The 22,112-nt window shown below is 58.3% G+C and carries 13 protein-coding genes and 1 pseudogene; 5 read left to right on the top strand and 9 right to left on the bottom strand.

Features of this window, described 5'->3' with window-relative positions; all coding sequences use genetic code 11:
* Nucleotides 1-144: 144 nt before the first annotated feature.
* From NXT3_RS19455 to NXT3_RS19490, 8 genes are all read right to left on the bottom strand, one after another.
* Nucleotides 145-1,194 (bottom strand): P-loop NTPase family protein, encoded by a 1,050-nt coding sequence (locus tag NXT3_RS19455; protein ID WP_158665362.1) that lies wholly within the window; start codon nucleotides 1,192-1,194, stop codon nucleotides 145-147.
* Nucleotides 1,095-3,200, bottom strand: coding sequence for an AAA family ATPase (locus NXT3_RS19460; RefSeq protein ID WP_104840058.1), 2,106 nt, complete (start codon nucleotides 3,198-3,200; stop codon nucleotides 1,095-1,097). The genes NXT3_RS19455 and NXT3_RS19460 overlap by 100 nt, the downstream gene beginning before the upstream one ends.
* On the bottom strand, nucleotides 3,197-3,829 hold the full coding sequence (locus NXT3_RS19465) for an ABC-three component system middle component 1 (RefSeq protein WP_104840059.1): 633 nt from the start codon (nucleotides 3,827-3,829) through the stop codon (nucleotides 3,197-3,199). Before NXT3_RS19465 ends, NXT3_RS19460 begins: the two co-directional genes overlap by 4 nt.
* A 17-nt stretch (nucleotides 3,830-3,846) precedes the next feature.
* Nucleotides 3,847-6,267 carry an ABC-three component system protein gene (locus NXT3_RS19470; RefSeq protein WP_104840060.1) on the bottom strand — a complete coding sequence of 807 codons (2,421 nt, stop codon included), beginning with the start codon at nucleotides 6,265-6,267 and terminating at the stop codon, nucleotides 3,847-3,849.
* Between the two features lie 393 nt (nucleotides 6,268-6,660).
* Nucleotides 6,661-7,323 carry a hypothetical protein gene (locus NXT3_RS19475; RefSeq protein ID WP_210207161.1) on the bottom strand — a complete coding sequence of 221 codons (663 nt, stop codon included), beginning with the start codon at nucleotides 7,321-7,323 and terminating at the stop codon, nucleotides 6,661-6,663.
* 76 nt (nucleotides 7,324-7,399) lie between these two features.
* Nucleotides 7,400-7,891, bottom strand: coding sequence for a hypothetical protein (locus NXT3_RS19480; RefSeq protein WP_104840062.1), 492 nt, complete (start codon nucleotides 7,889-7,891; stop codon nucleotides 7,400-7,402).
* Nucleotides 7,892-7,980: 89 nt separating this feature from the next.
* Nucleotides 7,981-8,892 (bottom strand): hypothetical protein, encoded by a 912-nt coding sequence (locus NXT3_RS19485; protein ID WP_104840063.1) that lies wholly within the window; start codon nucleotides 8,890-8,892, stop codon nucleotides 7,981-7,983.
* Between the two features lie 90 nt (nucleotides 8,893-8,982).
* Nucleotides 8,983-9,738, bottom strand: a complete 756-nt coding sequence (locus tag NXT3_RS19490; protein ID WP_104840317.1) for a hypothetical protein — start codon at nucleotides 9,736-9,738, stop codon at nucleotides 8,983-8,985.
* 693 nt (nucleotides 9,739-10,431) lie between these two features.
* Here NXT3_RS19490 and NXT3_RS19495 point away from each other — a divergent pair.
* The 4 genes from NXT3_RS19495 (at nucleotide 10,432) to NXT3_RS19510 (ending at nucleotide 17,212) form a co-directional block, all read left to right on the top strand.
* Nucleotides 10,432-11,205 carry a hypothetical protein gene (locus NXT3_RS19495; RefSeq protein WP_104840064.1) on the top strand — a complete coding sequence of 258 codons (774 nt, stop codon included), beginning with the start codon at nucleotides 10,432-10,434 and terminating at the stop codon, nucleotides 11,203-11,205.
* A gap of 40 nt (nucleotides 11,206-11,245) precedes the next feature.
* Nucleotides 11,246-13,723: an N-acetylmuramoyl-L-alanine amidase gene (locus tag NXT3_RS19500; protein WP_104840065.1), complete on the top strand. Its 2,478-nt coding sequence runs from the start codon at nucleotides 11,246-11,248 to the stop codon at nucleotides 13,721-13,723.
* Between the two features lie 41 nt (nucleotides 13,724-13,764).
* Nucleotides 13,765-16,473, top strand: coding sequence for a trypsin-like serine peptidase (locus NXT3_RS19505; protein WP_104840066.1), 2,709 nt, complete (start codon nucleotides 13,765-13,767; stop codon nucleotides 16,471-16,473).
* A 202-nt stretch (nucleotides 16,474-16,675) separates the two neighbouring features.
* Nucleotides 16,676-17,212, top strand: coding sequence for a DUF4231 domain-containing protein (locus NXT3_RS19510; protein ID WP_158665364.1), 537 nt, complete (start codon nucleotides 16,676-16,678; stop codon nucleotides 17,210-17,212).
* A gap of 627 nt (nucleotides 17,213-17,839) precedes the next feature.
* Here the strand turns inward: NXT3_RS19510 and NXT3_RS32500 are convergent.
* Nucleotides 17,840-18,138 (bottom strand): annotated as a pseudogene (locus tag NXT3_RS32500) (ISL3 family transposase); the annotation flags it as partial.
* 477 nt (nucleotides 18,139-18,615) lie between these two features.
* On the opposite strand from NXT3_RS32500, the gene NXT3_RS19520 reads away from it, so the two are divergent.
* The gene (locus NXT3_RS19520) at nucleotides 18,616-22,110 is read left to right on the top strand and encodes a WD40 repeat domain-containing protein (RefSeq protein WP_104840068.1); all 3,495 of its coding nucleotides are present in this window, start codon (nucleotides 18,616-18,618) and stop codon (nucleotides 22,108-22,110) included.
* Nucleotides 22,111-22,112: the final 2 nt, after the last annotated feature.

The following is a 22,112-nucleotide window of genomic DNA, read 5'->3' on the forward strand; positions in this document are numbered from 1 at the left end:
CACTCCGTCACTTTGCTCTCTGCGTAAAGTGACGCGTTCAGAGCGGCGGAGCAAAGGAACAAAGCGTATACGCGAGATCCCGGCAAACGTGGTCGTCTGGATCATTCCGCCGAGTCTAAATCAGTATCCGGTGTGCGGCGCGGGTTATGCCACTTGAGTCACCAATCCAGCCTCGCCGTGGGGAACGAGCTCATGCACGTTATATGGAATTCCCGCGCTGCGGCACTTCCTGCCTAGGAACTCGGCCTCCGAGCTATCGTGCGTGGAGAGGATAACTTGATAGCCACGCTCGCGGACCATCTGACGAACCAAATCCATGAACGCGCTGGCGTGGATGACATCATTATGCTGAAGCGGGTCGTCCAGCAAAAGACCACGCCAGCGCGACCATCCGAACGTTGTGCTTGCGGCCAACAGGGCAGCAACGCTCAGTGCAGAGAGCTGCCCCTCGCTGAAATAAAGATTCGGATTCATCTCCAGAGTCGACGAAGAGCCATCTGCCGAACTGCGAATGATGCCAGGGCGCAACTCGGAGCGAGTAACATGATGTTCGGCACGATATATAATCGAGGCGTCCGACCAAGTCATGAGCGTCCGCGCGAAGCGCTGAATCGTCGCGTTCAATGGCACCAAGACCTCTTCGGCGTAGGACTCCGCGCGCTGCTGGAGCTGCGTGCCGACGGTGTCTATCCGCTTGCGTGCCGCTTGCGCCAACGCCAGCTGTTCTCGCGCTTCGTCGACGCGCTGTGCGAGCAGTGGCCTGACATCGCCCTCAGACGGCGCCCTTTCCTGCCGTACAATAGCGGCAATATCGCTTTCAATTTGCCGCAGGTTCTCGTCGCTAAGCCATTTGCGGTAGCCGGTCACGAGGTACTGTTGCGCTGAACGTAGAGGCTCTAAACTCGCAGCGCGCTCGGAGATCCGTGCGCGATGCTGCGCCACCCGTGCAGGATCCGGCTCTCCGCTCTGACCGGTTTCCTCCCACCGCCGTATCAGCGCGCTACGTTCAGCGGCAAGCGCGTCGAGCCTAGCGTTTGAGGTCGCTTGCGCTTGAGTTTCACGCATTAACAGCTCACGGGCACGGTCGCGCACGATCACGGCGTCACTCTCTGCGGATCGATCTGCCACCAGTCGAGCGGCCAGCTGATTGCCGGTCTTCGAGATGTGCGCCTGCTCGGCGTCCAGATCGAGCAACAGGCCAGCATCGTCATTCCATAATCGCTATGTTGACGCAGCGCGGCCCGTGCTCGTTCGACTTGCTCGCCGGCGGCATCGCGGACCCGTTGGAGCGCAGAGCCCTTCGCTGTCTCCGCGTTGAACGTCGCCTCCGCCTCCTCGATTTGCACAGTTATCTGGTCCGGCGTCTCGGCTGCGGCCAACTCTGAGTCCAACAAGGCTAACTCTTCCTCGAGATTGTCGGCTTCGTTGTCACTATAGCTACCGTCCGCCAAACCGGCCGCTTCGACAAGTTGCTGGCGGAGTTCCTGCTCACGATCGTGGAGCGCTGTAATGCTTGACTGAAGCTGATCGCGCTCCGCAATCGCGCGATCTATTTCAGCTAGCTGTAGCCGTATCCCCTCTACTTCCACCCGCGCCTCAGCCAGTGCCGCTGCGAGCGCGGAAGTTGGCTGAGGATCTAAAGCCTCTTGGATCTTGACGAGTTCGACAAGTCTGCCGGGTGGGAACTCGGTAGCGCAGACAGGACAATTTGTATCGTTGTGGCCAAGTCGATGGGCAATTGCAGAGACTGCCTGCGCGATCGCCTGTGCCCGGTCGTCATGGGAACGGAGATCCGAGGTGATGCGTACGGCCAAGGCTTGTGCGGCGGCCTGGCGGGCGGCAAGGGCTTCGCGTTGCAATCTGAGCTCATCCAGAGGGCGGCTCGCAATCAGCGGCTTCAATCGCTCGATCTCATCGCGCGTGATTATGAGCTTGCCCGTTATCTCGGCCCTCCGCCGCGCGAGAGCGACCCGGTCTGCGAGGGCGCGCCGTTCAGAGCGCCGGGCCGTAGACTGGGAAAGCCGGGTTCGCAACTCCGCGATTTTGGCTTGGACCTCGCTTGCCTCCGCGGCCGACTGCCTTAGCTGCGCGGCAAGGTTGATGCTCATGGCTTCAGCTTCTGTAAGTTGTTGAATAGCCATACGGACGCGCGACAGTGAGGCTGCCCTAGATTGATGCTGCGCCGCCAGCCTCTCGCTGATCGCAAGATGCGCTGTCGCTTGAGCATACGAAGCTTCAGCTTGTGATAAGCTCTCGACCGCGGCAGCGCGGCGTTGCTCGATGTCGGCCGCGACCGTCCGGAGGGTCACCGTTTCGACGTTTGCGCTGTTGTATTGGGCTGCGATCTTTTCGAGCACGTCGGCAGCCTCGGAGTCAACGGTGTTGAGTTGCTCGACGGCTTTGAGCAGATCGGAAAGGCTCTCGAGCAGGTTTTCAGAGGGTGTCGTGGGCGGTGGCGCGGTCCATCTCAGCCTCGGTATTATCTCGAGGATCTGGTTGCCGATCGAAGTTACAGCTTGGCGAAGCTCCTCGGGAGCCACTGCTGCGTCCGAGGAAGAAAGGGCGAGGGCGCGGGCACGCTCGGTTACACGGGCATCCCAAGCCGCCAGCGTCTTTGAAGCCTCTTCAAGTCGTTTGGTACGCTCTTCGATGGCGCGGGTGAAGGCCCTTCGCACTCCGAGGCCACTCATGCGCTCCCTAAGCAAATTGATCCGATCGACGCCAGCTGGTCCCTTCAGGGCCTCCCACTGCTTATCGGGTTTACGGAGGGAGAAGCGCTGGGCAGACGCCTGTCCTAGAAAGTGAGTGATCGAAAGATAACCATGCAGGTTGGTGATATCGGTCCACTCGGCCCGCTTGAGCAAAGCTGCAATTGCACCTTCGTCCGGCACAAAGCCACCGCCGCGGTCGATTGGATCACCATCGGAGAATTGAAGGCTAACACGATGGCTATTCTCTGGAGCGCCAATTCGGGTGAGCGGGTCTTGCTCCTTCCTGCGTCCATCGACGGGAATGTCTTGGAACCGGCTGACCTGGTCGGTGAGTGCCCATTCGACCCCATCGAAGAAGCTCGTCTTCCCGAGTCCGTTCGCTCCCGTAATCAGGGTTACGCCGGGCCCATCGGGCAGCTCGAAAGCGTAGCTGTCACCATAGATGCGGAAGTTGGAAAACTCGACGCTGCGAAGATAGAGATCACTCATGCGCGTTCTCCACGCTCAAGTTCGACGAGTTTCTCGACTAGCCCATTGAAGTCTAGATCGGGATCGTTGATGGCTTCCTCCCAGCCGTCAGGCAGCTCAATATTCGCCATACTGTCTAGCTGTTCAGTGAGCTGGTGAATAGGCCAAGGCCTTGCGATGAAGGTCCGTCCAAAAAACCCCATCGCGTCGTCGATCGTTGGCGGATCCTGATAGAGCCAGACCAGCTTGCGACACGTGCGGTCGTCCGCCTCAATTTCGGCCGCCAATTGTCGCCATGCTGGGTCGCGCAATGCACCTATGGGTCCCGTAAGAAACAGCTGGAGATTGGGGGCGTCGGTCCCTAGCCAAGACCGTGCGATCGTGGCTTGGTTGCGATAACGGCGCACTTGGGGATCGACATTGGCTTTTACGGCAGTGCCGTCGATGACGCCAACAAGAACGGGGATGTCATCGAGCATGACTGCGCCGACCTTGTTAGGCAACTCGGTTTCGCGACGGCCAAGTGTTTCGCCCGCGATAGCTTCGCTCAGAACCTCCGCGTTGAAACGCGAGCCGCTGAGTTGTGGGATGGCGTCGCGCACCGTCGCGCCGATGGCGCGCGCAGCTTCACACATCAGCGACATGAGCATTGGTGGCTCTCGACTTGTCATTGACCGGCTGTTCCCATGATCGCTTGTGCGGTTGCGTTTCTCCAACTGAAGATCGACTGCAAATAACCCCGCACCTCTAAGGCGCCCGCGCCAAGCGCGGTGACGAACCCATCATCGGCGCCAATGATCAGCGGTTCCTCTCCCGGCGCAATGACGCCCACCGCGCCAGGGTCGTCGAAACTCCGGTCCATTCTGAGATCGCCTTCCATCATGCGAGCGGCTGTCTGCAGCTGCGAGAGCAAAACGACGCCAACCGTCCAATTCTGTTCCAACACCGCGCGAGAACCCAGGACGCGCGCATTGATCCAACCGACACCGCAGCTGTGTCCCGTTAATTCGTTGGAGGCGAGATTACCCGGATGCGCGTTAGTCGGCACCACGGGGAAACCTGAGCAGGTGGCGAAGGCCAGCGCGAAAATAGTAGGCTTGGTCATGTAAGGCCGCAATGTCTTTGGCCCCAGACCGACGAGGGTCGCGTCACTTGCAGGGGCTTGATCGTCCTCTGATGTCAAAAGGCGTAGAAAGCGATGGCAAAGGCTGGGATCTGCGGAGAGCTGGCCTTGCCACTCGGTCCAGCGTTGCCATAGCGATTCACGCAATGCGGGTTCGATCGGCCACCCCATCTGCAACGCTGCAGGCCCCAGGATGTCGTACAAGGCAGCGTGGAGTTGACGCAGGGCCTCAGAGTTGAGGCGCTGGTGGACCCTCGACGCCAGTTCTTCGATAGGCAGTGTGATCTGCGCTCCGACGGCAGTGGATGGCTGCCACTCATTTACCGGGCAGCTCATTGCAAGATCAGGCCCCGGAAGGACGTTAGAGGCGCATAGCGCTGACAGGCTGCCCCGCCAACCCTGGGCATCTCGAGCATAGAGGACGAAACCAGTAGCGTGCGCGCCGAGCCGGGCTAGAGCAGGGGCGAGAGCGGCAGCGTCCGCTGCAGCTACGTCGCAATGGATGGAAATGCTATGCGGGGCACTCCAGACTGTCGCTATGACGTCCGGCCCTCCATCGCCCGACCAAACAATATCACCAGCAGGATTGCGCGTCAGATTTATCACCAACGTCTGCCCCCCCTGCATCGGCGCGACGACGACAGGTTGAGGAAGGTTAAGGGCCGGAAGGGCAGCGAAGCGAGCCTGGGCGCTCGCATTGATTGATGGCGATTCGGGACGGATGGCTGAGCGTGGCAGGTTCAACGCGCCTGGAAAGGTGCCCAGCAGCGCCTTGAACGGCGCGATATTGTTCGCCCCGTCGGCGCCAAGCCGCAGGAAACGACGTAGCGGTGAAAATGGCGGCTGTCCAACAATCCTCACCTCGCCGCGCTTCGGAATATCGCCGTCAAACTCCACACCAGTCATGACCTTTATGGCGTCGTTACCCAGCTCTCGATCGGCCTCAAGCAAGAGGAAGGCAGCTAAGCGGTTGTGGAGAGCGCTGGTGCGCCGGAGCATACGGGGATCACGCGTGTGGAAGTGGATGCGGGCACCAGGGCGGAGATGACCGGCGATTTCGTGCCAGACTTCGGCTGGGATTAGTGGTCGGAGCCGCGCCCGATAGGCGGCGAGCAAATCGACATCGGCACCATCCGCCCAGGCTTCTTGTTCGATCGCCACTATTTCGGCACGTGCAGCACCAAGATCTAGTCCCATGAGCATTGTGCAGATGTCGTGATGCTCGAGCGCGTTGAAGCCAGCCATTATGAAGTCGACCAGCCCACCGTCGCCATTGCCAGAGACGAAGAGGATCGGATCTATCGCTTGCGTGTGGATCTGGCCTGCGAGTTCAGAGGGGGACCAGTAAGAGGGGGTCTCTCCATCGAGATGCGCCTCGAGTCCGAAGCCAATCGCCAGGATCACAAGATCGTAGATGCGTGATATCGCACTGCCCTTATCCACGATGACGCGGATAGGACCGATCGGCGTAGGCCTAAGGCCGGTCACCGCTTGCCCCGTGTGCAAGGAGAGTACAGAGCTGTGTAGAACCGCGTCGAATTCTCTGCGCAAAGCTTCGGCGACACTGCTGGCCGGTCCGGCGGTCCAATTCATGATCGGCAACCCGGCATCGCCGTTTTCGGCGCCAGGCGTTGGCCAATCGTAAAAGTGGGGATGGAGGTAGCGTCGACTTCCATGCTGGAGCGACAGCACCCGCGAATTACGTTCGAACAAGTCGAGCTGCCCAAGTTCCGGCAAAGTGCGCGCGAGCGCGACGGCAGCCGTAATCCCGGCTGCCCCGCCACCGATGATCGCTATCTTACCGCCATTCGGGCGTACCAGATTCTCCGAAATGATCGCATCAACGAGGTTGAGTGCCCGGACTTGCTGGGCATAGACGGTCACCCGCTTCTCAAAGCTGCCGAGCACGAGAACCGTCTGCGTGCCGGGGATTCTCGCCTCGTCGATGATTTCCTGGGGGGTCATCGAGACGTCGCCCCTGACGGGTGGTCCATCTCACGTAGTTCGACATGCCTTTTCAAAATAGCTCTAAGCTCCCCACAACCCGAATTCACACCATAGACGAAACGAGGTGCAAGGCGATCCAAAAATGATCAAGTTTGGATAGCCGCCTGAGATCGCGCCACGCGAGCTAGAAGTCGCCTCCTTCCGGCCGCAAGCGGTCCCTCCATCCAGGCCGAGCCGATGTAAACTACTGGTGCACTTGGCACAAAGGGAATTGTAACAACAGGGGCGTTGGTTCGGATCCCTCCAAGGCGAAGGATACAAGCGGCTTTCCGAATGCGGCGGTCGCATCGACCGGTCACTGAACGGGTTTAGCCGATGGAGAGCGGACTTGCTAGCGAAGCAACCCGATGCTCAATAATTTTTAGGCCGTTCGAAGTGTACGGTTCTGCACTGTACTGAAATAGACTCTAGATATCCCGCACGGCCGCCTGAAACAGAGGTCGAGTTTATGATCACCGCGTAGGTCCCCGGCGGACAGCTCCCTCCCGGAGCAGGTATTGCCGTATCGGCGGCACCATATATGGTGTCTTCGACACGGCCTATTTGAACTTTGAGGTCTGCAATCTCTCTTTGCGAAATCGTCGCAATCGTCTGGCGAAATCCACGTACTTCGAAAAGAGCCTTTGCGAGCTCGTCATATTGTCCGAGGAGGGTTTTATTAATTTGGTCACTCGAAGCCCGTAAAGAACTAAGTATTTCCTCTGCATTCTGTGCAGCGATACGGGCCCTATCAGACGCACTGTTGGCCTGATCAAAAGCTTTGGCGGCTTGTTTTGAAGCTTCTTCAGCGCTCACCCCGGCTTTCGCAGCAGAGAGCGACGCGTTCAACGCTTCCTTGGCCGAATTGGCTGAAGCATCGATTCGAGCTATGCCGCTCAGAACATACCCAAAGAGGCCGGAGATGATCGCAAGCACTGTTCCGGATGGAATAACGAACTTCAGCATATACGCCTGAATAGCGGCTTTCGCTTCGAGCGAGAGTTCAGGTGCAGCCATAGCAATGCTCTCCAGCATTATTACTCATATAAGTAAAGCCGACACAGATGGGTTCAGAAACTGGCTATTCTCTTGGCGAGAGAGCTAGTTTTTTCTAAAAAGCGAATTGTAGAAAAAAATACGAAATTAGACAGCAGATTATAATGGTAGTATATGTGAGAAGGACACTTGGAATTAATCCCGCGCAGAGTACATCTTTGACTCGGCTTATAAATCTCTTCTTGTCGAACTGTACGCTCATCAGCGGCGTTTCAAACGCCACCAGAGACTTCTCGGCAACAGCGCGGTCGAATTCCTCGGAAGCTATAAACTGCTCGACGTCCCAAGCTCTATTAATGAATTTCTTTTGAACAGCCTTCCAAAGACCGTCAGTTAACCAAAAAAGTGCAACGGGAACAAGTCCTAGCAAAATCACCTCTGGGCGTCTCAGAGTAGCGGCTATTCCAAGGAAAGCAGTAAAAACTGTTACACACCACTGCCTCACGTTGAAAGCGATCGTGTCGAGACGCCCGATGTGGAACTGTAGATGATCCCACTCTTTCAAGAGTATCTGAAGCCTTCTTTCAAACGGATCTAAGTCTGCCACCTCTTTCCCACCTCCGGTGTTCAACGAGACAGCCACATATCTAGAACGCCAGCTGTCACGACGACGGACTGTTTGCGCGCTGAAACAATTTATCCGTCAAGTTTCCCGCATGCAGCTGGCAATGCCAGCGCCGTCTTGCTCGAATGTTCTGAATTCACCCAGCCGCCTAGGTCTGTTTGCATCGCGACGAAGAGGGCGAGCGCCCGCCGTGCCGCCGCGCCCGGCATGTTGCCGTCGACCGTCGCGCACTTGAAGGATATTTCTGCGACCGTGGGGCCAGGCTGCTGGGAACCGAAGTACCAGAGAGTAAGAGAGAATTTTCCGACGATGCCGGCGCCGAGCTTCACGCGCGCACCCTTGAAGACGAGCTCACGAACTGTTGGACCGCTGACTAGCTCAGTCAGCGGGGAATGCTTTACACCAGAGGCTTCGAGAAGCTCAAAGACTGTCGAAAATAGCACTCTCAGTCCTCCAAGTGTTCGGTGCGTGTTCCAATCCGCTGTTTGGGTCGTCGAACGGGCAAAGCGGCTGCGAATAGAGCGCCTTGACGGCACCACGACTGATCGCTTGCCGGGCTCAGGGTCATTCACCTCAAGCGGGGCAATGTCTTCCTCGAAGGTAGTGCTGAAGTCATTACTGTTGCCGGGCAATTCGGCCGCGGCGACCACGAACAGATCGGCCATGCGCAGCTTCAACGTGATTTCCGGTCGGGCATCTGCATTGCGTTCTTGGTCGCTGGACAAGCGTTCGCGCAGCGCCAGATCGGCGCGAGTGAGCGTGCAGTCCGGCGTATCCCAAAATCGGACGACGCGTTCTTTTCTTTCGAAGAACCGCCGCTCGTGGCGCGGTTCGTCGCCGTTGCGTGAGCCCAACTGTGCGTCGATGAGCCGCTTCAAATGCTTATCCCAGAAGGTGTCGGCCACCATCTCCGGCGACACCTCTTTGAACCGATCCGGGTTCAGGAGAAGCTTGTACTCGCGCGCATCCAATTCATGTCGCATGATCCGCGTCCTTTCGTCTGCGCTTCCGACTAAAGGTACCGAGCAATCCGAGCTGTCACGTCGCGCCGTGCGCGTTGTCTCTTTTTCTCCTCAGGGCGCCCCGGCACTTCCAGAGGCGAGTTGGACGAGCAGATGCGTAACGATGGCGTCGCGCTTGGCGAGGCCCTTGGGCCGGCCTTCACTGTCCAGCGCCACGAGCGTTCTGCGCGCCAGCTCGTCCATTTTTGAGAGGGCTTGCGCGTTCGTAGCGTCGGCGGTGATCGCCTCACTGGTGAACCCCGGCAATTCAAGAAGCCTGCTCGCATCTGGGGCATTGAGCGCCTCGCGAAATCGTTCCTGTGCTTGGAAGTCGTTCTGGCCTGTAAGAAAATTCATCACGGCTCGGCCGTCGGCAGCGGCCATGAATTTTCCATCGGCATCTGTAACCACCAGTGTCAGTTCCGGATCGAAGCTCGACAGGGCCTGAAGGTAGAGAACGACCGCAGAAGGCACGTAGTAATTCGGTCTACCGAGCTTCAGCACCAGAGCTATAGGCTTGCCTGGCGTCAAGGCTCGCGTGAATCCCTCAATCGCCGATAGACCGCCCTTTTCGATCGCCTGGAACTCCTCGACGATGTCGGTCAGGGGCGATAGTTTGACTTCTGCTTTAGCAGCTTCTCGGAACTTCAGCGCGACGCCTCCAGCTGAAAACTCGCTGATCGCACCGGAGGCCACACCCCAGACCCCGAGGGGGAGCAATAGCAGGGCAATGAAAGTGGTACTCTCGCCGATCTCGAAACGCTTAAGGATCAAGGCAAGCAGGATTGCGATCGGAACGCTGGCGATGGCATAAGCTATTGCGCTCACCGATGCCCCCTCGGCCGTTGCTGCGTTACGCGGCACTCCCAATTCTAACGCACTCATGCGACACCTGATGTTACGTGTGTAACGCATCCACCGCTCGCCTTGATATAAACTGATTGAGAGCCTCAGCGGTGTGGCTACGCGGGGGGAACACTGCAAGCGGGCCAGATAAACGCGCCTAGGTCCTCGTACCGTCCCTTCTCTCGTCGAAGGGCGCATTCCTGGCGGGATCGTTCTCCCGCCGATATATGAATTGCAATCAATAGTTTGAGTGTTATCCGTTATTGTTAGCACTTTTGGCTTGCATTAGCAAATTGAAAATCATAATATCCTAACGGAAAAATTGAGAGGAGTCTCATACAGAAATACACGGCAAGGATTTTCAAAAGAAAATTAAACTGGACACTTGTCCATGAGCGTTTTTGAGAGCAATTCATCTTTGCGTATTCTGACGCAAAGGCTCTATGGCTTTTGCTCGTAAGAATAATTGCAAGAAGTCACTGCTGACGATGGGTCATGGAAGCCGATCCAGCGGCGCGTGACCAGTGAGCGGGGGAAGTCGGAGTGGACGACCTGCAGGTCGGATCCGGCTGGGAGTTTCAAGTAATAACCTAGCAATGTTGGAGCGCTGTTCGCTCCATGATGTGTACTGCTGTCTATAAACATTTTTCATTACGTTTGCGCGAGGGCTGAGCAATGCCTGATAGCTCTGTGCATGAAGCTCTGAAATTCGTCGATTCCATTCAACTTCCCGACCGCGTTTCGGAGCTAGAGCGTGCCGAAACCGTGCCGTTCGATTTCGATGCGGCGCGGAATCAAGCCGCGATTGTCGGGTCGGAGATCGTCTCCTTTGTGCGGGGAGTGACGGAGGAACGGCGGCGCGATGTCGTCAATGCAACATTGCTCGCCCAATTGGCCGCCGACAAACAGGTTGGCGACCCGACGAACCTCTTCGCGTGGTACGACGCATACTTCGACGTGCTTACCAATACCGGTTGGGTTGTCCAGGCAAAGCAGTTTGTTGACCATGCTGAAATGAGCGAAGATTTACACGCTCATGAGGCAATACTCAGCGTGGCTACATCGCTCTTGGGGACTGGCACCGCCGCTTGGAAAGTGATCAAAACGACTCTGGATGCGCTGGCGAAGATGGATCGAGACAGCCCTTGGATCACGTTGTTCGATCGAGAGAGCCAACATGCTAGTTCGGCTCGCTTCCAGGTGACGCTCGCGGAGCAAGGTGCCGGCGATCAGTTTCTGGTCACGTTAATGGCTTTCGCCCTCACGGCTCAAGCCAATCTAACACAAACACTGTTTTTCAAGTTCCGGTCGAACGAAGTCAAATTGCGTCATTCGTCCGGAAAGCTCTCCGTAAACGAGACCGTTCTCGATGCAGTGCGGGATCTCATCGAGAGCAAGCTTGGAGAGCATTCTTCTGCTTTTGTGCGTGGCTTGCCGAATCTCGATTAGATGCAGAGATATTTGCTGACCTTTCGCTGGGGAGGGGATTATGTCGATTGCCGCCGAAATTCAGGGAAAGATTGACTCCGCAGTCGCCGATGGCGACGAGGAAGCACTCCAGAAGCTCTTGCATGATCTCTACGAGCCCGCGGAGCAAACGGATAAGCCGTTTGACGCGGCAATCCAGCTGCGACCGGAAATCAAGCGGGAAATCGCCGAAGTCGCGCTGGAAAGCGATGCGGCCATGAACTGGGCCAATCGGATCGGCCGGGCGACCCGCTGGCTGGCATATCGGCGCAAGACCGCCGGGGGGTTCGACGGGCTTCGCATTGTTGAGGAGGGCGACAGCTGGTTCCAGTATCCGCTGTTGCTTGATGACATTATTGACCAGCTCGGCCGGGACGAGGACAAGGCGATCTTCTCGCTCAGCGGCGCTGGCGACCTTCTGGGAGATATGGCGGCGAGGCGCGAGTACCTAGAGGCTCTCGAGCAGACGGCCGCCCAAGTCATGCTCCTGTCGGGTGGTGGCAACGACGTACTCGGTGGTGGGCGCTTCGCAAGCTTCCTGTTGCCCTATTCAGAAGGAAAGACAGCCAAGGACTTGCTGAACATGCCTCTCTTCGAGGCCGAGCTACGCAGGGCGACGGAGGCCTATCGCCGGATCCTGACAGAGGTGCGCCAGCGGTTCCCCGCGGTTCGCGTCTTCGGGCACGCCTACGACGTGCCGCATCCGCAGAACGGCGGCCGCTGGATTGGCAACCCTCTCGCCGAACGAGGAATTCCTCTCGACATGGGGCGCTCTTTCATCGAGGTGGTGTTGGACCGGTTCGCCGGACACTTGCTTGAACTTCAGGGGGAGTTCACGAATTTTCGGTTCGTCGATTTGCGCGGCAAGGTGGATCGTGGGCGAACGAGTTGGTTTGATGAACTCCACCCGAAGAACCAAGGTTATGGCCGTGCGGCGCAGGCGTTTCGTGACGCGATCGGCGAGATGGCAGCGGAGGGCGCGTTGGAGTTTGCGACCAGCGCCCGCTCTGGCGCCTCAATCCCTATGACTAGGATGGCCCCCGGCGTGTCCCTGCCGGCTCTCGAGACCGCCGGTCGCGTGATCGTGCTTGATCCTGGTCACGGCGGTGCGGCACCGCCGACTAAGGTCGGCGGGTCGAGTTGGAACAACGCCATCGGCCCAAACGGTACGCTAGAAAAGACGCTTACCTTCGACGTTGCGGCAAGAGTCAAGGCAGTCCTCGAAAGCCACGGACATCAGGTCTTTCTGACACGTAGCGGGGATGTAAATCCCTCCCTCGCAGACCGGACTGCGGTGGCGCGGAATCGGGATGCCGCGGTTTTCGTCTCGATCCACTTCAACGCCTCAACAGGGCACAACGCCCAGGGCACCGAAACCTTCATCCATCCGACCCATACAGCTGCCTCGCGCCGACTGTGCCTAGCGGTGCAGAGAGCGATGGTGGCGGAGCTTGGGTTGAACGACCGTAATGCCGGCCATCCGGGCGGCATCAAGGAGGGAGCGTTCGGAGTGATCAACGGCAGCAGTCACTCCGCCAGCACAGCCGCGGTCCTGCACGAGGTCAGTTTCCTCGATCGGGCGGACGAGGAGCAGAAACTGACAACGCCGGCGTATAAGGACCGCATCGCACGGGCGCTGGCCAGTGGGGTCGAGACCTATCTCGGCGTAGGGGTGGAGAGCCTCGTTTTCGAAGCCGCGTCGGATGAGATCGGCGACGCCATCGAACTAGGAGCTTTGGAGGCCGGTCAAAGTGTACCAGTGTATTTGGGCGCGGCCGAGGCCGCGACTGGCGGTTGGGTGGGCGGCCACGCGCTGCCGGTCGAGGCGCATGTCATGGGCGACGGCCACGACCTCGGCCTCGCCCGGCAGATCGCCGAGAGCCTGGCGCGGGATCTGAGCGCTGGTGCCGAGGGCGGAGGAAACGATCTCTACGAGTTCGCCTCTGTCGACCCGCGCCCGGGCTTCAACGTGTCGAACATGGGCCGGAACGTCGAGGCAGACACCGGCGCGCTCGGCGCCATCTTCGCCGGCGTCGAAAGTGCAGGGTTCGATATGGCCCGCTACGAGGCTTTCATTCGCAGTCTTGGGCTTGACCACTTCGTTCCGGCAGAATTCCTGTTCCTGGGCAATGGCAATGCGCCCGGTGGCAGTTGCAGCCGTAAGAACGGGCTCCCGCCTGAGCATCTGTGGAGCAACATCGCCCGAACCGCGCGGATGCTGGATGAGGTCCGTAAGCGGCTGGGCGCCCCGATCCGGATCCTGTCTTGCTATCGCAATTCGGCCTACAACACCTGTGTAGGGGGTGAGCCAAACAGCCTGCACATGCAGTTCAAGGCCGTAGACTGGCACTGCGATTCCGGGTCGGTCGGCGAGTGGCACCAAGTTGCGCTGGAGGTGCGGCGCTCGAATCCGGAATTTGCGGGCGGCATAGGGCGCTATCCCTCCCGAGGCTTTATCCACGTGGATACCCGGGGGTCGAATGCTGACTGGGCGGGCTGACGCCCAGTTCGCAGTCCACCGGCAGACCAGGAGATTCGGCTATGGACACCACTCTTCACCGCGCCCGCTCGCGGAATCGGCCTGAATCCGGCACCGTGCCTTTCATTTCGGATTGGCGCGACCTGACGCCTTTCTCAGATCTCCCGGCGAATGCCGGCGTTACGGACGCCGGGCACATGCTTGAAGGGTGGACCGTCACCCGAGAGAAGGCTTTACGCGACACGCAACTAGAGGCCGAAGTCGGAGATTGGAACACCGTACCGGCCAGCCTTTTGGAACTGCTATCGCGCTATAGGCGCGCGGTCGCGCGGATCGTCGTGCCCGGCGGCCAAATTGACTATCAGAATATTCGCAGCGATAGCGGATGGACGGGTACCGGGTTTCTCGTTGCGCCGAACCTACTGCTGACCAATCACCACGTCCTGAACAATGCGGCCGTGGCTGGGGCGGCGACCGCTGAATTCGACTACGAATGGCCAAGCGACAAGCTATTCGCCAATGTTGGAACGACCGAGCCGCCAACGGTGCGGTTCGAGCTTTCGCCAACGCGCCTATTCGTCACCAGCCCAGTGGCCAGCGGAGGGCTCGACTACACCTTCGTGTGGATTTCCGAGAAGGCGGCCGAACAGTTCGGGACGATCCGCATGGAGCGGGGCTCGTTCATGATCAACCAGTACGAGCCGACCTTCGTGATTCACCATCCAAGAGGACGCCTTAAAGAGGTCTCACTTGACGACACCGAACTGCTTGCAGTGAACTCGCTCAACATCCTCTATGCCGCCGACACCGATTTCGGCTCGTCCGGCGCCTGCGTGCTTAATCGCAACGGCCGCTTGGTGGCGCTGCATCATGCGCGCCAGACTGGAGAGGCGCTGAAGGCGCTCTATCCTGAGGTCGCGCGGCAGCTGTCGGATGGGCGCCCGGTAAGTGTTGGTAACGAGGGCGTGAAGATTTCTGCCATCGCGCTCGACCTTGAAGCGCGAATGCGCCGCGGCGAGAAGGATGCCGAAAGTGCTGCCGAAATCCTCGAGCAGATCGAAGGGTCAGATACGCTGACGGGAATTTTCGGGGCTCTCGGGCGGCGATACACAGCGCGACAGGACGCCGACCGTGTACGCGAAATCTATCTTTCGTCGGAGCAGGACATCGACATCGGCTTCTGGAGCCTGCATTGGTTAATCGGCGGATCAGGAGTACCGGCGAAGGTCGAGGACGCGGTGACCGCGATGGCCGACCTCAACCAGGACCTCTGGTGCTTGACCGACGTGTCGCCCGTGGCCGTCGCCGACATCGTAAAGGGGCTAGGCGAGCGGTTCGGCGAGAAGTTCGAGGCACAGTTCAGCGAATCCGATGCTCAGTCGCGGCAACTTGCGACGGCGGTCATCTGGCGGCCGCAGACCGTGTCGTGCGTCAAGGCCGAATGGCCGAGCGCCATATCCGGCGCTTGGACGCGCATCGTTCCGGAGCTGGAGAATCGGGGACCTGTCTTCCAAGCCCCGCCGGGGCTGTTCCGAGTCGCGCCAGCAGATGCCACTGACGCGCTGGTGAATGTAGTTCCAATAAATCTCGGGGCGATTCGCTCCGACGAAATGCGACGGCGACTGGCCTCGAAGCTGCTTGTGCGGGCTATCGATATGGTGATCGCCGACCGCGGCGATGCCGGCGACTGGATCGTCGGAGGTGACTTCGAGCCGCCGTTAGCGCACGGAGATTCCGATGCGCTACGAACCCGGGACTACGATCCGATGGCGGCAGCGGACAAGCGGAGGGGCAGCGCAGTCAACTATCTGCGCTCGCCGTCCTCGGCCATAAGAAACGTATTCGTCACCTCGGATCTCACTCTGGTCGACAACAAGCGCGACTTCTTCGAGGTGGTGAGCAGCCGCACGGTCGACAAGTTCATTCGCAAGCTCGCCGACAATCGACCTGCGGTGCTGAGGCTGTCGCTAGACGTGCCAGGCGAAAGGACGTCGGAACTGCGGCTGGACAAAATCCTGGATGCCACGCTGGGGCCGTGCAGCACTCCGCATGTGGCCCCACAACTGCAGACAGACACAGGACGAGGAGCGCAGACTAGCACAGCGTGGTTCGAAGGCCTGACCTGGCGCGGGTTGGACAAACTTGGCTTCCTCTCTTCCAATAGAACAGCGCTTGCCCGCCTTCTCGCCGAGGTCGCGGCGCGGCAGGGGCGGCAATATTCCGACCTCTCTCCGCTGACCGAGATCGATCTCTGGGTCATCACCTTTGCCGAGGCCGGATTGGGGGCCAACGGCGTGAACCCTGGTTTCCGTCATTCCAACGGAGAGATCGGCCTCTTTCCTTTGCCAGAGAACATTGACTTCTGGATCGGGGCCGGAGCCCCGTCCTGGAACCAGCCCATGCCTATTGAGACCAACATCGAGAGCTATGCCTGCTATCTGGGCGAGATCCGGAACAAATCCGTGGCGACGGTCGGCGGCAGAAAACTCTATCGCGATCTGTTCCGCGCGCCGGGGATTGCCGGCGGGCCGGAGCGGCAGGCACGTCTGCTTGCGGGGATCGTCCACGGGTATTTCGTCAGCAGAAACTATCGGAGCCGATCGGTGCCTTTGGAAAGAATTCTCCGCGGCTTAGCCGCCGATGAGCCAGTGGACAGGATCCTGGCTGGAACTGGCTATGTCCATGCCGGTACATCGATCCTAGCTAACCGCCAGCATAACGTAGATGCGGCCATCGCTGCATTCCGCCAAGCGGGATCGCCAATGAGATGAGTAGGCGAGTAAGTATCGCTGTGAACCGCCGCAGGCGGGTTAGGCTATATCGTGCCACAGTAAAACGGTTGGCTTCATATCGGCACAGTACGGTCATTCAGCGGTATATCTAGTAACAAAGGAAGGCGTGATTCTGTATAAGCTCCTTTTATGCGAAGTCTATTATGGTGCGATCAGTTCTTCTTGATACGGATAAATGCTTATGAACGAAATTGTTTCAGAACGAGCCGCGCAACAACCCAGCGTTATACAGTCGCAGTTCAAAGAACGAGAGGACAAGCTTTTGTCTCTTGTGGCAGATGCGATTGGATATTACGTGGAATACGGAAGGACGGCACAAAGATATCAGAGGTGCGCCGCCGTACTGGTAATGGTTCTGAGCACTTTAGCGCCGTTGCTCGTTGCGGGGTCAAGCTCAACATGGAGCAAGGATCTGGGCCTTCCCGACAGATCCATTGGTGTTGCCGCATTCGTCGTAACGTTGCTGTTGTCGTTGATTGAGGGAGTGCGTCGGATCTTTCGTTTCGAGCAACGGTGGATCGGCTGCTATACCGCCAAGGAGACATTGAAGCGGGAGCGTGAGAAATACAGGTTTGCGCGAATCGGCCTCGAAATCGGGAGCGACGCATGGAAGTCCAATTTTGCCGAGCTCCGCAAGGCATATGACGACGTTACCGGCAGCGAAACCAAGGAATTCTTCGCCGCCGTCCAGGCGCCGATCGCTGATGCGAAAAAGTAGCGTCAACCTCTGACGGAGAGCTACGACGCTTCCGTTCGACAACGACTATTTTAGTCGGAGGCGCTCGTCCACGAGGCGGACGCTGCGGCTGCAGCCTAAAAGTCTGCACTCGCTTCACCAAAAAGGAATTGTAACGCGCCGCGGAGGGAGATGAGGGTGCACCCGCCATCACGAATTTGGAAAGCATTGAAGCCGGGGAGCCAGTTGCTGCGGATCCTTAGATGGCTCGGCATAATGTGTTTTCTCGCCGTTGTGCCACCTGCATTTTTGCTCCTTGCCGAGTTCGTTCTTACTTGGATGTCATTCTCGCCCAACCAGGGCCTTGCAGTTTTGGGCGGGTACGATGGGCGCGATTTTGTCATACATTTACGATAGGCATAACAGTGCTCTGCCTTCGCAACCCAGCGTATTTGTGATCTCCCACGTCCTATTCGGAGGACTTGCGGGTACGATTTCATTCTATGTGATACGTTCAGCTTTCCTGATAAGATTGCTCTATCCAAACTTGCCAGTTTCGGGCTTAGACATGAAGCAACTCACTGACTATCGTGCGACAGTTGCGGTAGCCGTGGTAAGTGGTCTTGCAGCTCGCGGGTTGTGGAGGCGATCAGGAAGCGGCAACGGCGGTAAGCGCTCGCCAGGACCGCCGCCGGCGCTATGGCCCTGCAGGCCGACAATCTCCGCGACCCCTCCTTGTGCCGCGCGCTTGAGTGGAAGCAATCGCTGGCAGTCGGTCGGTGAATGTTTGACATTCACACTTCTGATGCACACACCGCCAGCGGATCAGCCGAAGCTCACCACGGTCTTGCCCTGGACTCGCAGCTGAAGACTTCGGTTGGACCAGCCATGCCGATTTGGGTACGCCGTCCGCAATGACGGCAAATGCCGACCCCTGGGCCGGCAGCGGAAACAACCCAACTGTCATCGGCTGGGCCACGATTTCGTTTTCGTTCGCGTGCGCGCCTATAGCGGCATCGTCGCAATCCTAATTAAATGCAAAGCGACAAGTTGCTCACCGAAGACTGCAAGCATAGTGGCGTGCAGCGTGGAAGCCTTAGACGATAAGGTTGTGGCATGAAATGTGACGAAACGCCATTGTGGTATAGCCGTACGCGGGCGTGGACACGCACGATCGCGCGCGTCCTCGTTCAGGTCACAGGGCATACGCGTGGCGCCCCGAGGCACGATCATCTGTTGCTTCACGATTGCGTTTTTGACCGGAGATATAGTATAAGTGGTAAATTCCAATACTCCGGCTGATCTCAGTGTGTTCACAGCGGAAACTTTGTAAGCCACATCGGACAAGTAAAATAGGGCATTATTCCGAGGAATCGCGCTGAGGCGAAAATCGCAAACAGCTCGGTTACATCACCTGAACAGCCGATGTTCCGGAGGGGGCGGAGATGGTTGCGGCGGTTCGATATATCCTTCTTATGTTTGTTCTGCTGGTCCCGAAAGGCGTGAATGCCGGCGATGTCGGCCGCCTCATGATCCCGTTCGGACATTCCGACCCCGTTCGCACCGCGGCCGTCAGCGCCGATCGACGTTGGCTTGTGACAGGCGGGGACGACGGCATCATCCTAGTGTGGGATCTCGCAATGGGGCAGCCGGTTGCGCGATATCCCGAACATGAGACGGCGATCAATCATGCTGCGGTAAGCCGTGATGGTTCCCTGATTTTCTCGACGCAGGAAATCCGGCGGGCGGAGTTGCTTCATAGTGCAACCGGAGAGGTCCTGGCGAAATTCGTGACCGAGCCTGCCTGGGTCGAAAGTGCGGCGATTAGTTCCGACGGCGCAAAAATCGCGCTCACCTTATCGAACGCAGACGGCAGTTTCGAGGTGGTCATCGTTGAGGCCAACAGTCAAAAGGTGCTGGCGCATTCACGCCGTTACAATCGGCGACCCAGGGACCTCAGATTCTTCGCCGGCGATCAGAAACTCTTCGGTTATGTGGAAGATACCGCTGTCATCAACTGGGAGACGGACAAGCTCGCCGAAATAGGAAGGGACGCAATGGGTGCCTTTGGTCTCGCAACCTTCGACGAGGCCAACGATCTCCAGGTCAAATTAACCGGCCCAGGCAGGGGGAAGCTTGTCCTTTCTATCTTCGACGCCAATCTGGCGCCGGTCCAGCCTGCGATCGATTTGCCGGGTATCGATGGACTGAACGGTAATGTGTTGGCGATCTCCCAGACGCAATCCTGGATTGCCCATAGCGGTATGGGCTGTGACATCGATCTCGTCTATCTGCCGGATCCCTCCAGAAGGATCCGGTTTCACGCTGCCTACGACCGGTTTGGCGGCCATAACGCTTTGGCGCTCTCTTTTCTCGACGACAGCCATCTCTTCGTTGCTTGTGCAGATGGCAGTTTCGCCGTTTGGGAGATATTAGCGCCAGCGACCGGAGAGCCGCCATCGGCGGAGATTTCGAAGCGGATCAATCCGAAAATCGAATTTGAGCGACGCGACAAGCTGTCGTTTCTCGCCCAAGGAAGAACACTTGCTTTTGCCAATACTGTCGGGGGACCAAAACGGATGGATGTCGATCCTCCGCCTCCAAATACGCGATTGCTCGACACGACATCAGGGCGCGATGTAATCGTCGCCGGACGGATATATGCCGTCAACCCGTATGACGGAACCATACTAACGGTCCAAAATCTCCAGACAGAAGGCGATCCCCCGGCAGAGCAATTGACGCGTTGGTCAGCCGATGGGCCGACAAAACTCTCGACCGTGATAAAAGAACTCTATCCGCCGGCCAGCATTGCCTATCTGGCTGGCGGCGGCAACCTGCTTTACGCCACCATTTACGGCCCACTCTACCAGTTGAGCGCCGACACATTCGAGACCGAGACCGTATATGTTCCAGAATCGCGGTGGCACACGACCTGTCTTGTGCCGCATCCGACCTCAGATCTCTTTATCCAATGCAACGAATATGGCGTAAGGGTTTTCCGATCTGACCAACCGTTACCAATCGCCGAGTTCCATGAGGATCAGTATGTCGAAGACGCGGTCTTCGATACCGACGGCACATCCATTTTGTATGCGGCGCGTGGGGGAGTTTGGCGCTTCGACTTCGAAAGCGCCGGAAAACCGGAGCTTGTGATCCCCGTTACTGAATGGCGGCCTGACCCCGTGCCGCAAGTCGTCCGCGCAATTGCGATCTCTCCCGTGGATGGGAGCATTGTCCTTGGCGTGGAAAGCGGAAAGGTCCTCGTCGTACCGCGGGAGGGGACTGTTTTCGGCACGCCTCGACGTATCTTGGGATCCTACGAGGATGTGCGTCGCGTGACATTCAGTCCAGACAGGAAGTTTTTGCTGGTGGCAAGTTTAGGCATCGACATATTCGATGCGGCAAGCCTTGAACTCAAACTCTCCCTGTTCGAGGCATCGGACGGGAGTTGGATCGCGGTCCACCCGACCGGCCGCTTCGATACCAATAATTTCGACATTCTCGGCGATTTTCGTTGGCGGCTTGATACAATGGACATGCGACGAGCGGCTTCTTTCGAAGCATTGATGGAACCATATTTCACGCCGGGCTTAATCGGCGCTGTGTTGAAGGGAGAAGCGCTCGGCAAAATCGATGAGGGGCCGCTGATCGAAGCCCCACCAGCCGTGTCCATTGATAGAGTGGAACTGCTGGATGCGGGGCGTGCAGCCGTCACCGTGGTGACGAGACCTGGATCTCGGCGGCCCGCCTTCGACCTGAAGCTGTTTCGCGATGGTCAACTCGTTGGCGCCACGGCGGGCGACATCAGTAAATCGGGCACGGCAAACACCAAGCCGGACGGGGCGATCGAAATGACCTACAGCGTAATGCTGCCGAAAGACCCTGCGGTGTCGAAAACTGTCTTTACCGCCTACGCTTTTAATGCGACAGGCCGCCGGTCTGCGCCGTCGGCACCTTTCGCCTTTACCCTTCCACATCCGGCCGGGCAGGGCGTGACGCGGACCATGTATGTCATCGCCGTCGGCGTCAATGCGAACGACAACCCCGCGCTGGTCCTGAGCCATGCGGTGGCAAGTTCGGAGGCATTTTTGAATGGTCTGGGCAATGCAATCGACCATGAAGGCATGCACTACCAACTGGTCAAGGTGCCAATTGTGGCACGTTCGCCCGGACGACTCGTGCCGGGCGAGCATCGGCCGCCGGTGCTCCCTGCAGACAAGAAGATCATTCTCGGGGTTCTCGATCTCCTGGCCGGTAGGACCGTGAACACCGAAGGGTGGCCGCGGAATATCGTCGAAAGTCTCAAGCCCGCGGGCCCGGACGATGCAGTGGTTCTCTATATTGCGGCCCATGGCGTCGAGCAGGGGAATGTTTTTCAGATCATGCCGCAAGATACCGATCCGGCATACGACATCGCGGGGGATCAGCCTTGCAAGTGCGCGATCACCGATACCGAGCTCACCACGTCGTTTGCGGCGCTCGACGCGCGACATCTCATTCTTGTTCTCGATACGTGTTCGTCTGCCTCCGCTGTTGTCGCGGAGGGAAGAAAGCTGGGACCATTTAATGGGTCGCGCCTCGGACAGTTGATCTACGATAAGCAGATGATTGTGCTCGTGTCCTCCGAGCCGAGCAAGCAGGCAACGGCGCTCGGCAAGACCTATTTGACCCGTGCCATCGTCGACCACGCGCTGACGTCGAGGGGCCTTTGGACCTATCCTTCACATTCAACTCTGAAAGATCTCTTGGACTACGTCGAGTTGATTCTGCCTGGAATTGATAATGGAGTCTCTTCGGAGACCGAGCGAGCGCAATTCTATCGGCTCAGCAAGTCGATTGAGGACCGGGCCCGGGAAATCACATTGGTGCAGCCAGCCGAAGGCGCGGCTTCGGTGGGGATGTCATCTGGGGGGGCAGGGGAAAATGAAAAGCCGTAAGA

It is taken from the genome of Sinorhizobium fredii (assembly GCF_002944405.1).
Classification (GTDB): Bacteria; Pseudomonadota; Alphaproteobacteria; order Rhizobiales; family Rhizobiaceae; genus Sinorhizobium; species Sinorhizobium fredii_C.

What these genes read in the sequence shown, in the direction of transcription:
- NXT3_RS19485 (WP_104840063.1), bottom strand. Translation starts at nt 8,892, where the DNA reads ATGCGACATGAATTGGATGCGCGCGAGTACAAGCTTCTCCTGAACCCG.
- NXT3_RS19495 (WP_104840064.1), top strand. Translation starts at nt 10,432, where the DNA reads ATGCCTGATAGCTCTGTGCATGAAGCTCTGAAATTCGTCGATTCCATT.
- NXT3_RS19520 (WP_104840068.1), top strand. Translation starts at nt 18,616, where the DNA reads ATGGTTGCGGCGGTTCGATATATCCTTCTTATGTTTGTTCTGCTGGTC.
- NXT3_RS19475 (WP_210207161.1), bottom strand. Translation starts at nt 7,323, where the DNA reads ATGCTGGAGAGCATTGCTATGGCTGCACCTGAACTCTCGCTCGAAGCG.
- NXT3_RS19470 (WP_104840060.1), bottom strand. Translation starts at nt 6,267, where the DNA reads ATGACCCCCCAGGAAATCATCGACGAGGCGAGAATCCCCGGCACGCAG.
- NXT3_RS19505 (WP_104840066.1), top strand. Translation starts at nt 13,765, where the DNA reads ATGGACACCACTCTTCACCGCGCCCGCTCGCGGAATCGGCCTGAATCC.
- NXT3_RS19465 (WP_104840059.1), bottom strand. Translation starts at nt 3,829, where the DNA reads ATGCTCATGTCGCTGATGTGTGAAGCTGCGCGCGCCATCGGCGCGACG.
- NXT3_RS19510 (WP_158665364.1), top strand. Translation starts at nt 16,676, where the DNA reads ATGAACGAAATTGTTTCAGAACGAGCCGCGCAACAACCCAGCGTTATA.
- NXT3_RS19500 (WP_104840065.1), top strand. Translation starts at nt 11,246, where the DNA reads ATGTCGATTGCCGCCGAAATTCAGGGAAAGATTGACTCCGCAGTCGCC.
- NXT3_RS19460 (WP_104840058.1), bottom strand. Translation starts at nt 3,200, where the DNA reads ATGAGTGATCTCTATCTTCGCAGCGTCGAGTTTTCCAACTTCCGCATC.